Raw genomic sequence first — 14,654 nt, 5'->3', positions numbered from 1 at the left:
CTATTATTTCTCGTTTTGCAAACGTTCTATCATTGCATTCATCTCTTCAATCTCTTTACGTTGTGCTTTGATGATTTCTTCTGCAAGTTTTTTTACTTCAGGATCTTGTATATCTGCACGCTCACTTGTTAAAATTGCTATTGAATGGTGTGGTATCATTGCTTTCATCCAGAGTATATCGCCTACAGTAGATTTTTGCTCACGCACTAATCCTAAAGCTCCTAGAAACAATACAACACTACCTACTAGAATAGCTATATTCTTCTTCTTATTTTTATACATATTAAGCATAAATAATAGCATAATTACAGCCATAGTAGAAATACCTAAACAGACCATATAAAATCGAGTAAGACTAAATCTTACGTGATCAAATTCATAAGTATTTAAATACATTGTAATGTACATTGCTATAAATGATGCTCCCAGCATCAAGAAAAACTTAGTGTACTGGCTCATTCCTTCTTTGTTGCTATGTTCGTTTGAATTCATAATTTTTGGTTTTTAAGTTATATTTAATTTATCGATTTTGTTCTTAATCTAAGTGCGTTTGCTATTACAGAAACTGAACTAAAGCTCATTGCCAAGGCTGCAATCATAGGCGATAATAGAATTCCGAAAAATGGGAATAACACTCCTGCCGCAATCGGTACGCCCAGCGTGTTGTATATCATCGCGAAAAACAGATTCTGCTTGATGTTCCGCATTACTTTGTGGCTTAAATTTCTTGCTTTTACAATACCGTGCAAATCTCCCTTTACCAAGGTTATCATCGCGCTTTCTATTGCGACATCTGTTCCTGTACCCATTGCGATACCCACATCACTTTTAGCCAGAGCAGGTGCATCGTTGATACCATCGCCTGCCATTGCAACTACGTGACCTTGTTCTTGTAGTTTCTTAACCTCGTCCAGTTTGTTTTCAGGTAGCATACCCGCTTTGAAGTCGGCGAGATTTAGTTCGCTGGCTACTGCTCGGGCGGTATCGTGATTATCGCCCGTAAGCATAATTACTTCGATGCCTTTATCCTGTAATTCTTTGATTGCCTTTGCACTCGTTTCTTTTATTTTATCGCCAATAACTACATAGCCTGAAACTTCGCTATCAATGGATAAGTAAGAAACTGTTTTTCCCTGTTTCTGAAAAGATTGTGCTTCGCTCTCCATTTTAGGTGATAACTTGGCATTTGCATACTCCATCATTTTGGCATTTCCTAAATCGAGCTTCTTGCCATCAACTGTTCCTTCTACACCTTTTCCAGTTACTGCGCTAAAGTTTTCGGTTTTTGATATTTCGACATTCTGCTCCTTTCCATATTTTACGGTAGCTTCGGCAAGAGGATGCTCGCTTGAACTGTTTAGGGATGCGATAAGATGTAGAATTTCGCTTTCGCGAAAGCGTTCTCCAAAAGCGCCGATTTTCTCAACAGTAGGTCTTCCCTCCGTAATAGTTCCGGTCTTATCCACGATAAGCGTGTCCACTTTGTCCATTTTCTCTAAGGCTTCAGCATTTTTAATCAACACACCATTTTGTGCACCTTTACCAACACCTACCATAACGGACATAGGCGTTGCCAATCCTAAAGCACACGGACAGGCAATAATCAAAACGGCAATGGCATTTACCAACGCATAGACATAAGCTGGTTCTGGTCCCCAAATCGCCCAAACAATAAAAGTGATGACCGCAATGATAACCACGACAGGCACAAAATAGCCTGAAACGGTATCTGCCAATTTCTGAATAGGGGCGCGACTGCGACTGGCATCGTTAACCATATGTATGATTTGGGAAAGCAAGGTATCGCTACCTACTTTTTCGGCTTCCATCAAGAAAGACTGGTTCCCATTAATGGTACCGCTTTTTACTTTATCATCAATAGTTTTATTAACTGGAATAGGCTCTCCCGAAATCATTGATTCATCTACGGTAGTTTTGCCTTCGGTAATTTTGCCATCCACAGGGATTTTATCTCCTGGCTTCACTCGTAGGATATCTCCTTTTTCAATCTGGTCTATGGAAACTTCTTCTTCGTTTCCATCCACTACGCGTACTGCTTTGTTAGGTGCAAGTTTTAATAATTCTTTGACTGCTGAATTGGTTTTACTATGCGCACGCGCTTCCAAAACTTGACCCATCAAAACCAGCGTGAGAATTACGGTAGCGGCTTCAAAATACACATGAACCGCACCAGATTCTGTTTTAAACTGTTCGGGAAAAAAGTCTGGAAACAACATCCCAAAAACACTGAATAACCAAGCTACGCCCGCACCTATACCGATTAGCGTGAACATATTGAGATTCCACGTTTTGATGCTTCGGTAGGCACGTTCAAAGAACATCCAAGTGGCATAAAACACCACAGGAATCGATAGCCCAAATTGAATCCAGTTCCACCATTTCTGTTCCATTACATCGTATAGCGGATTGTTGGGAATCATTTCGCTCATAGCGATTAGGAAAATAGGAAGCGTAAAGCCTACTGCTATCCAGAATTTCTTAATCAGCTTGTTATATGTTTTTTCTTCGGCAGATAAATCAGGTTCCATCGGCACTAAATCCATTCCGCAAATTGGACAAGCTCCAGGTTCTTCTTTGACAATTTCTGGGTGCATTGGGCACGTCCATTGTTCTGAAGTCGTTGCTGACAAATTTTGTTCTTCGACTAAATCCATTCCGCAGACTGGGCAGTCGCCCGGCTTGTCGTAGGTTTTATCGCCTTCACAATGCATTGGGCAGTAGAAGGTTCCTGTTCCTTTGCCTTTAGGTTTTTGCTTTTTCGCGGAAGCGGAATCATCTTTATGATGATGCTCGCCTGATTTATGAATACTGTACGAATCGCCATCTTCTTTCAATGCTTTCTGAAATGTTTCGATGGGAATATGAGATTCCATTTCGATAGTCGCCTCTTCTTTTTCTAAATTAACTGAAGCGTTAATCACACCTTTCACTTTTGAAAGTGTCTGCTCTACGTGATTTCGACAACCGTTGCAGGTCATTCCTTGTATTTGATAGGTGTGTTTCATAGTATATTATTTTAATTGCAGTAAAAGCACACCCAGTAAGATGATTAGAAGGACTCCATATAAAATGTAGTTCAACCATCTACTAAAAGCGTTTGATGAATTATTATTTCCTGTTTTACAGCATTGTTTCATAATGTTATTTTGCCAAAATAAAGAGAAAGGGTTTACTGATCCAACCAATGAAAAAAGCGTTCCTTTCTCTTATCAGGACTTTAATTTGTGCCTGAAAAGGAAAAGTTCCATAATCAATGTTAAAAAAACATCTTTTCCTAATCAGGGCTTTAGTTTAAACTATCCTTCAATTTGGCAATAAAATCTATGACGACCTTTTTATCGTTTTCTGATAGTATAGCATCCTTGTGAATAAGCGTGTAACTATCCATAGGCATCTCGCCATTTTCTATCTGTTTAATAATAGACCGTAACTTACTTCTCTTTCGCCTATCAGAATAATTACTCCACTCATTAAAATTCAGCTCTGCTTTTCCTTCTTTAATATGGTTTTCTAAAAACCAAGCTGCGGGCTGAATTTTACTATACCAAGGATAAGCAGTGTTATTACTGTGACAATCATAGCAGGACACCTTGAGTTGATTCTCAATATCTAACGGTACTTTATTAACCATCATAAAATCAGTTTCAAGTGTTGTATAGCTTTCATTTTTATCCACCGGAAAAAATTGAATAACGATTAACGCAATAAGCGCTACCCAAGCTATGATTTTTAGAAATTTCATTTAGTTTATTTCTCGCTGTACTTTACCACATCTCAACATTGAACTACCGTAATACGGATTTAAAACATTTTCTTCTTTGCTCAACCAAGCGGTACCACCATCATACATAGGGCAATATTGCTCGTACAGTTTTGTTGCTGTTCCTGTTATTGCTACCATATCTGTAATGTCTTTACTTAACACTTTGAAATGCTCGCGTTGATGTTTGATGTCGCTTTCTGAAATGTGCTCTGCGTGTTCTGTTGCATCTTCGATTATGTCATTTAATTCTGATTTTTCATTGTCCGAATAGTTGGATGCATCAAATGCTTTTAGGGATTGAGCCATTGTATTCCCCAATTCCTTTGCTTTACCATTGTCATCGCTTACAAGCGCATCTTTTAAGTTGAAATAATCATTCAGGATTGCTTCTGCTTTTGTATCTTGGTTGTCACTCATCGCCATATCGTCCTTGTCATCCATAGATTCTTGGTGCATCTCATTGCTCATCGGCGCAGCAGCCTCTTCTTTGTTTCCGTCTTTACAGGAAACTGTTAAAATCATTGTGGCAGCCAGTGCCATTGTACTCATTGTTCTTTTTACTGTTTTCATTTTCTTTGTTTTAAATTATTATTTTTAGAATCGGGCTAATAAGCCGCCACCCCAGCCATATCGGTTATTGTAATTTGCCTGTAACGAAAAATTTCGGGATAGGATATATGAAGCTCCCACCAGCCATTGGGTTTCCCCCTGATAAGATGTGTCTCCTATATCGTTCACCCATCCAAAGTCTGCCCTATATTCATATTCGCCTTCCAGAAAAATTCTTGGAAAAATCAAGATTTCCCTGTCCAGACGAATTCTTGGGCGCAGTTGATGGTCCATACTCACATCTACATTAAATCTATATGGCGTAAAATACTTTACACCGACCAATCCTACGGTATTGAAGGTTTCATATGAATCGGGTGTGGAAGTTTCGGTATTTATCCCTACATAGAGACGCACCCAATCATTAAGATATCTATCATAGTTCACTTCGGCCTCAAGGTTCTTGTCATAGTCGAACTCTGCTCTTAAACCAAATCCATTTCTGATATTGCTTGACATCAAAAAGAGTTCGTTAAAATTTGAGCCTAAACGAGCCAATCCCCAAGAATAGTAATGGTCTGTCTCATTGATAAGCTTTTGAACTGGATAATCTTTCATTCTTTCGTCCCTTGGCGTATCGTAACTAAACACTCGCGCCATACCACCCATCATATGGTATAATACGTGGCAATGAAAGAACCAATCGCCATATTCTTCGTTATAAAATTCTATGACCACTTTCTGCATTGGTGGTACATTGACAGTATGTTTTAATGGGGAACGTTCACCATTTTCGTTGATGACCCTAAAGTAATGGCCGTGCAAGTGCATTGGGTGGTGCATCATTGTGAGGTTATTAAGTGTAATTCTGGTTACTTCACCTCCTTTTATATTTATCTTGTCAGTTTCTGATAATGGCACACCATTCATACTCCAAACATATCGTTGCATATTGCCGGTCAGGTTCAACAGGATGTCATTTACTGGCAAATCAGCATTGTAGGTGGTATTTTCCTTCGCTTTTAAGAAATCATAGTTAAAATAGGTTTTACGTGTGCTGTAATCAAATGAAGAAGTATCCTTCTGCATCATAGACATATCGTGACCCATATGACCGTCCATCTTATGCGACGGTTGAGTGGATTTCATTGACATTGTATCTTTTTTCATTCCTGCCATACCGTCCATCTTTTTATCCGTCTCCATTTGCATATGATTTTTATTCATATCCATAGGTTTTTGGTCTTCCATTTTCATTTTATCATCCATTTGACCCTTATTCATCGACATCTTATCGTGCATTCCCATTTTCATCTCGCCGTCCTTCATATCCATCTTCATTCCATAATTCTCCTTCAAATATTCTGGTGTTTTCTTCTTTTTGTTACCTACCATTGCAGGTGCGCCCATTTTCATATCCATTTTAGCCATTTGCTTCATCATCTCCACTTTATCAGGTCTGTCAATTCTTTTAGCTGGATAGAGAGTCCCGCTCCCTAATTGTATAGAGGTATGACCAGAGCCATCTTGTGCAGTAGCGGTAACCTCTATAGCACCTTCGGGAATAGTAACGATAACATCATACGTCTCAGCTATACCAAAGAGAAATCTGTTTTTAGAAACGGGCTGCACATCAACACCGTCACTTGCAACTAACAATGGATTACCACCACCGAAATCCACCCAGTAGTAAGTAGAAGCCGAGGCATTGATAAAGCGAAGACGTACTTTTTCCCTTGGTTTAAATTCTGGATATTCGGCAAGTGATTTACCATTGCTCAAGAATGCGGGATAATAAATATCTGCTATATCTGCACCTTCCATTCTATCTCTCCAGAACTTAAATTGTGCTCCCAAGGCACCTTCTTTTATGACTCTACTTAATGGTACTGCTGTTCCTTTTTTAACTTGATACCACTCATTTCCCCTTTTAAGGTTTCGCAATACATTCATTGGGTCCTCGTTAGTCCAATCAGATAGAACAACTACTAAATCTTTGTCATAATCCAATGTTTTTTCTTTAGGTTGAATGACTATTGAACCATAAACACCGCTTTGCTCCTGTAGCATCGTATGGGAATGGTACCAATAGGTTCCTGATTGATTAATAGGAATTCTATATTGAAATGTTGTACCGGGCTTTATTGGCGGTGTTGTTAAATACGGTACGCCATCATAAAAGTTGGGAAGTATCAACCCGTGCCAGTGTACTGAGGTTTCTTCATCCATTTTATTGGTTACATTAATGATGGCAAGGTCGCCTTCGTTAAATTCCAAAACTGGTCCAGGGATACCACCATTGATGGTCATTCCCTTAGCGGTTACACCAGCGAGCGTCACTTCATTTTCTTCAATCGTAAGATTGTATTCCTTAACTGGTCTTCCTTCTTCTTTTCTGTCTTGTCCGTTAGTTCCCACTTGGGCAAATACTGTTGAAGAAAATAGCAGTAGTGTAATAATTCTTAGCATTTTCATAGTTTTCTTAATGTTTTTGTTTAACAAAAATATTATTGATATTCAGTTTGTTGTGTTATAATTCTGGTTCATATCTATATAATCTTGTCTAAAGGATTTCTAAAATTTTTATGCCCATCCTTATAATCGCTAAGGCTCATCCCGGATTCACTTTTAAACTGTTTGCTTAGATGATTGACATTGCTGTAATTGAGCAATTGGCTTATTTCTGTGAAATTATAATCGGGTGTTTGGATAAGTTCCTTGACCTTTTCTATCTTCAGTTTGATAAAATATTTTTCAATAGTGATGCCATCGGTAATGGAAAACACCTTGCTGATTTTTGAATAGTCCTTTTGTAATTTATCCGCAAGGAAGTCTGATAACTTTCCATCAATTTCAAGCGGCTTTACATTCAATAACTTTATCAATTCAATTTTTACTTGCTCGGTCAATTTATCCTCGGTAGAAGCGATGAGTGCAAATCCATTTCTGTCTAAAATTTCGATTAGTGTGTTCAATTGTTCTTTTTCATTGATATCTAATCGAAGCCTACCCAACTCAATATCCAAAAGACTAATGTGAGCCTTAAACAGTTCATCTTTCAAGACTTTGATGCAACGGTCGCACACCATATTTTTTATGTAAAAATCTTTTACCATTGCTATTGAATTAAATAATTGATTATAGATTGTTGCACGTAATACATCTGAACCGATTCTATCTGATTCATCTGAAATTTTAATTGCAGTTCCTGTATATCGAGTACGTCATTAAAGTCTATGGTTCCCGTTTCATAATTCTTGATAAGAATTTGCTCGGCATCTTTGGCTTGCTTTAAATTCTTAGTCTGGGTGTTAAATTTAATTCGAGCTTGGTTGCGCTGTGATATCGCTTTTGCGAAAGCGGATTCCAGAACATTCAATCGTTGCTCTTTTTGGGTTTCGATTTCCTGTTGGCGTAGCTCATTTTGCCTTGAAATGGACTTGTACCTATTGTTAAAAATGGGTATGGAAACCGAAACCATAGGCATCAACACATCTTTGCCGTTGTCGCTAAAATTGACATCGCCACGTTCTGTAACTGGCAGGTAATCCACACCAAAGCCAATCATAGGTAGACTTTCACGTTGATTGAGCAATTCTGATTGTGCTACGGATTCATAAAGTTTGTCGTATTTGAGTAGTTCAGGATTGAGCGATAGTGCATCTGTTCCGTATATAGGGTCATCCTCTGGGATTTCCATTATTGCAACCACATCAACCGTGCTATTTTCATCCCGATTGAGAAGATTATTAAAGATTGTTTGTTCTGAATTGAATTCTTCTTCCAATACCTCTTTTTGCTGTTGCAATTCATTTTGACGAATCTGCAATCGCAATACATCTACCGCAGATGCCTTGCCCACTTCCACCGAGGTCAGGGCAAGTTGCTCATAGGTTTTTAATAGTTGGATGTTCTCGTCAAGTACCTTTTTCTTTGCTCTTGTTTCATACAATCTGTAATAGGATTGCGCTACTGAAAGCGCCAATTTTCGTTTGGCGATTGTGATTTCCACATATTCAGCTTCGGCCATTGATGTCGCATAGTTTTCACGTGCGCTAATGGTGCCAAACCAAGGCAACATCTGTTTTACGCCTATCCGTGCTCGTTGCGCGCCCACTCTGGTTTCTGGCTCACTCACAAAATAACCTGCGCTGACTTCCGTATTAGGTAGCCAGTTTGCTTCATTGACTTTTTCTTCGGCAATATTGTAACGCAGTTCAAAAGCCTGAATCTCTGGGTTATTAGCTTCAGCTTCTTCAATATAGCTTTGTAGTTGTTGCGCTTTTGCTAATGCGGAAACAAACAAAAGACAGATTATGATTTTTATATTTTTCATTTGTTTGCTCTTTTAAGTTGGTATTCTTTTTTCCAGCTATATAATACTGGTAAGAGGAAATAGGATGTAACGTCGATAATCATTCCGCCAAAAATGGGTATTGCCATCGGTATCATAATGTCGCTTCCCTTTCCTGTAGATGTGAGTACTGGCAGCAATGCCAAAACCGTGGTAACGGTAGTCATTAAACACGGGCGTATGCGTTTTCCTGCCGCTTCCAATGTGGCGAGACGTATGCCTTTTTTACTGTCTGGCTCGTTGCTTTTAAAAGATTGGTCTAAATAGGTTGCCATTACGACACCATCATCAGTCGCAATACCGAAAAGGGCAATAAAACCGACCCACACTGCCACACTTAAATTGATGGTTTTCATATTGAACAAGTCCCGTAGGTTCTCGCCAAAAAAGCTGAAATTGAAAAACCAATCCTGACCGTAAAACCAAATCATTATAAAGCCACCTGCAAATGCTACGGCGATGGCAGTAAAAACCATAAGCGACGTAGAAACCGACCTGAATTGGAAATATAAAATCAAGAAAATGACCAGCAAACAAAGTGGCACAACTACCGATAACGTTTTTTCTGCTCGTAATTGATTTTCATAGGTTCCTGTAAATCGGTAACTGATGCCTTGTGGCACGACCAAATCGCCATTATCGATTTTCTGTTGAATGAGTGCTTGTGCATTTTCCACCACATCGACTTCGGCAAAGCCATCGAGCTTATCAAACAGCACGTAGCCAATCAAGAAGGTGTCTTCACTTTTAATGATTTGTGGACCTTGCTCATATCGTATATCTACCAGTTCACCCAAAGGAACCGGACTTCCAGTTGATACAGGTACATAGATACTTTTTAAATCTTCTGGATTTGCACGCAATTCCCGTGGATAGCGTACTCTTACACCATACCGCTCACGGCCTTCTACCGTTTGGGTAAGCTGCATACCGCCCACAGCTACTTGAAGCACTTCCTGAACATCCATTATTGAAATCCCATAGCGTGCCAACTGGTCTCGTTTAATGTCAATTAGCAAATAGGGTTTACCCACGATGCGGTCTGCAAAAACGGCTTGTTCTTTAACACCTTCGGCTTGTTTTAGGATGTCTTCCAATTGCAATCCAAAGTTTTCTATGGTTTTTAAATCTGGTCCTTTGACCTTAATTCCCATAGGTGCTCGCATACCTGTTTGTAGCATCACGAGTCGTGTCTCGATGGGCTGCAACTTGGGCGCAGAAGTCACGCCTGGAAACTTGGTCACTTTTACAATTTCATTCCAAATATCATCAGGACTGCTTATTTCTGGTCGCCAGTTTCGATAATATTCCCCATCGTTATCTTCAATTAAATCATTGCGTGTTACACTTGTTTTGAGTTGTGACGCTTCATAGTTTGCATCATCATCGATTTCATTATTGGGGTTAATAATGAACTTGTCATTTTTCAGCACAAATAGACCATCCTCATTTACACGATAGCGTTGTCTCTCGCCATTTTCATTTCTCATATATTCAGATTTGTACTGAATGACATTTTCATACATCGAGAGTGGCGCAGGGTCGAGAGCAGATTCCGTTCTACCCGCTTTTCCAACCACAGTTTCAATTTCAGGGATGCTTGCCACAGCCATATCGAGCTGTTGTAGAACCCTCTTGTTTTCTTCCACACCGGCGTGTGGTAAGGATGTAGGCATTAATAAGAATGAACCTTCATTAAGTGCTGGCATAAATTCCTTCCCAGTGTTACGCATTATGACCACACCTAAAATCAGCACCGTGGTTGGAACAATTAAAAACAGGTATCGGTTTTGCAGTGCCCAGCGTAAAATGCTGTCATAGTATCTTCGGAAAACAGTAAACACACCAAGCAGTCCAAAGCAGATAATCGCTACAAAAATCAAATTCATTAGAATACTGCGGTCAAAACCAAGTGGTCGCCAGTATTCGGCTAACAGCACGACGATAGCAATACAGGAAATGATGATATTTACTACATTTTGATTGATGTTGAGCCTGTAGCCAGCAATGGTATGGTGGTATTCCTTTTTCGCTTTAAGCGAAAAGAATAAACCACTACATCCAAAAGCTATCAAAATCAACCCAAGCCAATAACCAAATACAAGTGTAGTGATGCCGAGTGCGATTAAAAGACCATTCAAAAGCAGTTTAGATCGCTGGCGAACGTTTGTTTTTCTGAAAAGGAAAGCGGCAAATGGCGGTATTAAAAACAGCGCGATTACAAGCGATGCAGAAAGTGCCATTGTCTTTGTAAAAGCCAATGGTCTGAAGAGTTTCCCTTCAGCACCTATCATTGTGAACACGGGTAGAAAACTGATAATCGTAGTGAGCACCGCAGTTAAAATTGCACCAGAGACTTCGGCAGTTGCATTGTAAATAATTTCGTTTGTAGTGTATGCCTGTCCATTTACCTTAAGTCTAAGTTTTTCATCTTCCAGATGCCGAATCATATTTTCGGCAAGTATGACGCCCACGTCCACCATTGTACCGATAGCAATGGCAATTCCTGACAAGGCAACAATGTTGGCATCTACATTAAAGAGCTTCATTGTTATGAAAACCATTAAAACGGCAACAGGCAACAAGCCAGAAATTAAAATGGATGCACGTAGGTTGAACACCATTACGATGATGACCAAAATAGTAATCAGTATTTCAAGCGTGAGGGCTTCATTGAGCGTGTGAAGTGTTTCCTGAATAAGTTGTGTGCGGTCGTAAAAGGGAACGATAGTTACTTGTGAAGTACGACCATCTGCCAAGGTTTTTGTGGGTAGTCCTGATGATAATTCGGTTATTTGGTCTTTAACATTATTGATAACTTCCATTGGGTTTGCGCCATAGCGAGCTACCACGACACCGCCTACCACTTCGGCACCTTCCTTATCCAAAATACCACGTCGCGTTTGTGGTCCTAAATGAACATTTGCGATGTCTTTAATTCGGATAGATGTGAAATTTTCAGAAGCGACCACCGCATTTTCAATATCTGAAGCAGATTTCACATACCCCAGACCACGAACAAGGTATTCCGCTTGATTGATTTCCAACGTCTGCGCACCGATGTCTTGATTACTTTCCTTAACCGCTTTTACGATATCGGTCAAGCCGATATTGTACTGCCGCATTTTTTCAGGGTCAACATCCACTTGGTATTCTTGGACGTACCCACCAATTGAGGCCACTTCAGAAACACCGCTTGCCGAAGACAATCCGTATTTCACATAATAATCCTGTATGCTACGCAATTCCTGTAAATCCCAACCGCCAGTTACGTTGCCATTTCTGTCACGACCTTCCAAGGTGTACCAAAAAATTTGTCCCAAGCCTGTAGCATCTGGACCCAATGCAGGGTTTACACCATCGGGCAATAAGTTAGCGGGAAGCGAATTGAGTTTTTCGAGAATACGGCTTCGCGACCAATAGAATTCTACATCTTCTTCAAAAATGATGTAGATACTGGAAAAACCGAACATTGAAGAGCTTCGGATGGTTTTAACACCAGGAATTCCCAACAATGAAGTTGTAAGTGGATAGGTAATCTGGTCTTCAATATCCTGTGGCGAACGCCCTTGCCATTTTGTGAAAACGATTTGCTGGTTTTCGCCGATGTCTGGAATGGCATCAACAGCCACAGGATCAGTTGGTAAAATGCCTGTTTCCCAATTGAAGGGTGCGTTGACAATGCCCCAACCTACGAATAGGGCGAGTAGTATAACGGCAACAAGTTTGTTTTCTATGAGAAATTTTATGCTTTTATTTAGCATACGATATGATTATTAAACAGTTATAGAAATATGCTTTGGTTTGCTCACAGTACAAATGAGAAACAATAAAGCGTGCCCAAAACGAATGTATCGCTGGGCTTTTCCAGTCGCAATTAAATTGCTACTGGTACTGTTTAATAAATCAAATTAAGAATGTCTGGTGCAATACCTGCAAGTCCCGCCTAATAAATGGGGGCGAGTGATCTGAGAAAGAGATCTCTTCAGATTCAGTTCCTTCAAAGAGACTAATATATGAGTAAGCAAAAGAGGTAACGAATATTTGTTGCTCAAACGTAAGTTGTGAAAAATCCTGTTTTAAATCGTCCTGACCTTCAATAATTAATTGTTCATCTGAGCAACAAGATTTTTTAGAAATCATTGAGTTAGAACAACTCTTAGCAGGTTCAGCTTTTTCCATTCCGCAAGTCTTAACATCTTGGATGAATGAAAAATCTACTAACGTATCTCCACAATAATGCATATCCACAGCAAATGACATTGTGGTCAGTAGAACCACAACAGCCATTACAATTGCCATTGATTTGTGGATAATTTGTTTCATTTATTGCAAAATTAGCAAATATTTTAACATAAATGTTTGTTTTAACGAAATGTTGTTTTTTCGCATTACTAATTTATCGCCTTAAAAAACTTATAAATAGTTCAAACTTTTATTTGTATGGTAATCAACAATTTGTCTTGATTTAATGAATTTTAGGTAAAATAAAAAAGCTATTTAAACAATTGGTTTAAATAGCTTTACATAAAATTTGTGACCTCGGCAGGATTCAAACTCAATGGAGAAGATCAAATCTCTGGCAACTCAGAAACAGCATCTTTATCATCTAAGAGACCAAGTGACTTTAAATAACGTTCAGTCATTAACATACTGGAATGCCTGCACATTTTCTGAATTTTACGAATATCTTTTTCCTTTTTATACCAATTCACTACAGCTGTATGTTTAAAACCATAAAGTGTATAATCATCATCTAATTCAAAATATTCTTTTACTTTTCTAAAATGCTTGCCCATATAGTTTTCTCCCATTTTGGTCGCAGAAGGAGTTTGATTCGAGCCAAATAAAAAATCATCTGGGTGATACTGTTCCAGTTTCATTTCTGAAACAATTTTTCTCAAAGCAGGAACAATAGGTATTACATCTCTTTTTTTAGTTTTACTCGTCCGTCCAGATACCCAAATAAGGTCTTTTTCTAAATCAATATCTCCTACCTTTAACCGTCTGATTTCCGAAAGGCGCATAAAGGAGTAATATACAAAAGAGATAATCTTCCAGAGATATGGATCGCGTTCCAAAACATATTCTTTGATATCAGCTATTTGTTCATTGGTGAAAGGTTTGTTTTTCGTGCCGTATTCTTCAGGAAGTTTATCAACCTTGTCAAATGGATTTTTACCTTCTACCCATTCTTGCTTTAAACAGATATTATAGAACGTTTTAAGAACTCCAAGAGTATTGTTATAAGTTTTTGCACTATTCTTTCTTTTGGTGAGTAAATAATTGAAATACTCCTGAATCAACCTATTGTCTAAATTTCCAATCCAAATACTATCCAAACCTTTATCCTCCAACCACTTTATAAAGCGTTCTAGTGTATTGGTGTAAAACTCTATTCCTCTTTTGTAAAGTTTTTTGGCTTTCTTAATTTCAATAAATGCTGTTACCGCTTCTCTAACAGAATATATCTTTTCTGATACAGCAGTTTGTTGCTCTACCTTGCTTTTGGATGCTTTTTTTCGGTCAATATGAAATCCATCAGCTAGCAGCCCATTGATTTGTTTTATGATATCTTTTGCATAGGCTTTCTGTTCGGCTTCGGTTTTGTATTTCTTTGGAATATAACGCCTTTGTCTGACTAGATCATTCTTTTGTACATCCCACACATAAAACATGATGTAGTTGCCTTTTGCAGCTTTTGACTTAACTAGACGCGCTTTTTTGAATTTATGCATATCTTCGTATATATCCTTTGGTACTAGACCAAATATACTATAAACTGACGACTTTACTGCCGACCCCTGTCGTGTAGAAACAAAAAACCGTTCATTAACTACTGAAAATGAACGGTTTACTTTTGTCGGGGTGGCAGGATTCGAACCTGCGACCTCCGCGTCCCAAACGCGGCGCGATAACCGGGCTACGCTACACCCCGAATTTTGAAAAATAATACTCAAAAGTTAT

Annotated in this window: 10 protein-coding genes and 1 tRNA gene; all 11 read right to left on the bottom strand. The window is 38.8% G+C overall.

Translation table 11 applies throughout. The features are described 5' to 3' along the window. Positions 1–3 precede the first annotated feature (3 nt). Positions 4–492 carry a DUF305 domain-containing protein gene (locus H526_RS0109410; RefSeq protein ID WP_027392774.1) on the bottom strand — a complete coding sequence of 163 codons (489 nt, stop codon included), beginning with the start codon at positions 490–492 and terminating at the stop codon, positions 4–6. Positions 493–515: 23 nt separating this feature from the next. After that, on the bottom strand, positions 516–3,026 hold the full coding sequence (locus H526_RS0109405) for a heavy metal translocating P-type ATPase (protein ID WP_027392773.1): 2,511 nt from the start codon (positions 3,024–3,026) through the stop codon (positions 516–518). Positions 3,027–3,307: 281 nt separating this feature from the next. Beyond that, positions 3,308–3,763 carry a heme-binding domain-containing protein gene (locus tag H526_RS0109400; protein WP_027392772.1) on the bottom strand — a complete coding sequence of 152 codons (456 nt, stop codon included), beginning with the start codon at positions 3,761–3,763 and terminating at the stop codon, positions 3,308–3,310. Continuing rightward, positions 3,764–4,354, bottom strand: coding sequence for a DUF3347 domain-containing protein (locus H526_RS0109395; RefSeq protein WP_027392771.1), 591 nt, complete (start codon positions 4,352–4,354; stop codon positions 3,764–3,766). It lies immediately after the preceding gene. A 24-nt stretch (positions 4,355–4,378) separates the two neighbouring features. Beyond that, positions 4,379–6,808, bottom strand: coding sequence for a multicopper oxidase domain-containing protein (locus tag H526_RS0109390; protein WP_027392770.1), 2,430 nt, complete (start codon positions 6,806–6,808; stop codon positions 4,379–4,381). 74 nt (positions 6,809–6,882) lie between these two features. Continuing rightward, a complete protein-coding gene (locus H526_RS0109385; RefSeq protein ID WP_027392769.1) occupies positions 6,883–7,449 on the bottom strand; it encodes a helix-turn-helix domain-containing protein in 567 nt (188 codons plus the stop codon). Positions 7,450–7,451: 2 nt separating this feature from the next. After that, a complete protein-coding gene (locus H526_RS0109380; RefSeq protein WP_027392768.1) occupies positions 7,452–8,669 on the bottom strand; it encodes a TolC family protein in 1,218 nt (405 codons plus the stop codon). Next, positions 8,666–12,451 carry an efflux RND transporter permease subunit gene (locus H526_RS0109375; protein WP_027392767.1) on the bottom strand — a complete coding sequence of 1,262 codons (3,786 nt, stop codon included), beginning with the start codon at positions 12,449–12,451 and terminating at the stop codon, positions 8,666–8,668. The genes H526_RS0109380 and H526_RS0109375 overlap by 4 nt, the downstream gene beginning before the upstream one ends. Before the next feature lie 142 nt (positions 12,452–12,593). Beyond that, positions 12,594–13,013: an HYC_CC_PP family protein gene (locus tag H526_RS0109370; RefSeq protein WP_027392766.1), complete on the bottom strand. Its 420-nt coding sequence runs from the start codon at positions 13,011–13,013 to the stop codon at positions 12,594–12,596. 245 nt (positions 13,014–13,258) lie between these two features. Beyond that, a complete protein-coding gene (locus H526_RS31450) occupies positions 13,259–14,425 on the bottom strand; it encodes a tyrosine-type recombinase/integrase (protein WP_027392765.1) in 1,167 nt (388 codons plus the stop codon). Between the two features lie 125 nt (positions 14,426–14,550). Continuing rightward, positions 14,551–14,625 (bottom strand) — tRNA-Pro (locus H526_RS0109360). Positions 14,626–14,654: the final 29 nt, after the last annotated feature.

Source organism: Aquimarina latercula DSM 2041, assembly GCF_000430645.1.
Lineage (GTDB): Bacteria > Bacteroidota > Bacteroidia > Flavobacteriales > Flavobacteriaceae > Aquimarina > Aquimarina latercula.
This window is presented reverse-complemented; position numbering and strand designations above follow the sequence as displayed.

Excerpts from the sequence above, each read along its gene's own strand:
- H526_RS0109410 (WP_027392774.1), bottom strand. The coding sequence starts at position 492 with ATGAATTCAAACGAACATAGCAACAAAGAAGGAATGAGCCAGTACACT.
- H526_RS0109405 (WP_027392773.1), bottom strand. The coding sequence starts at position 3,026 with ATGAAACACACCTATCAAATACAAGGAATGACCTGCAACGGTTGTCGA.
- H526_RS0109400 (WP_027392772.1), bottom strand. The coding sequence starts at position 3,763 with ATGAAATTTCTAAAAATCATAGCTTGGGTAGCGCTTATTGCGTTAATC.
- H526_RS0109395 (WP_027392771.1), bottom strand. The coding sequence starts at position 4,354 with ATGAAAACAGTAAAAAGAACAATGAGTACAATGGCACTGGCTGCCACA.
- H526_RS0109390 (WP_027392770.1), bottom strand. The coding sequence starts at position 6,808 with ATGAAAATGCTAAGAATTATTACACTACTGCTATTTTCTTCAACAGTA.
- H526_RS0109385 (WP_027392769.1), bottom strand. The coding sequence starts at position 7,449 with ATGGTAAAAGATTTTTACATAAAAAATATGGTGTGCGACCGTTGCATC.
- H526_RS0109380 (WP_027392768.1), bottom strand. The coding sequence starts at position 8,669 with ATGAAAAATATAAAAATCATAATCTGTCTTTTGTTTGTTTCCGCATTA.
- H526_RS0109375 (WP_027392767.1), bottom strand. The coding sequence starts at position 12,451 with ATGCTAAATAAAAGCATAAAATTTCTCATAGAAAACAAACTTGTTGCC.
- H526_RS0109370 (WP_027392766.1), bottom strand. The coding sequence starts at position 13,013 with ATGAAACAAATTATCCACAAATCAATGGCAATTGTAATGGCTGTTGTG.
- H526_RS31450 (WP_027392765.1), bottom strand. The coding sequence starts at position 14,425 with ATGCATAAATTCAAAAAAGCGCGTCTAGTTAAGTCAAAAGCTGCAAAA.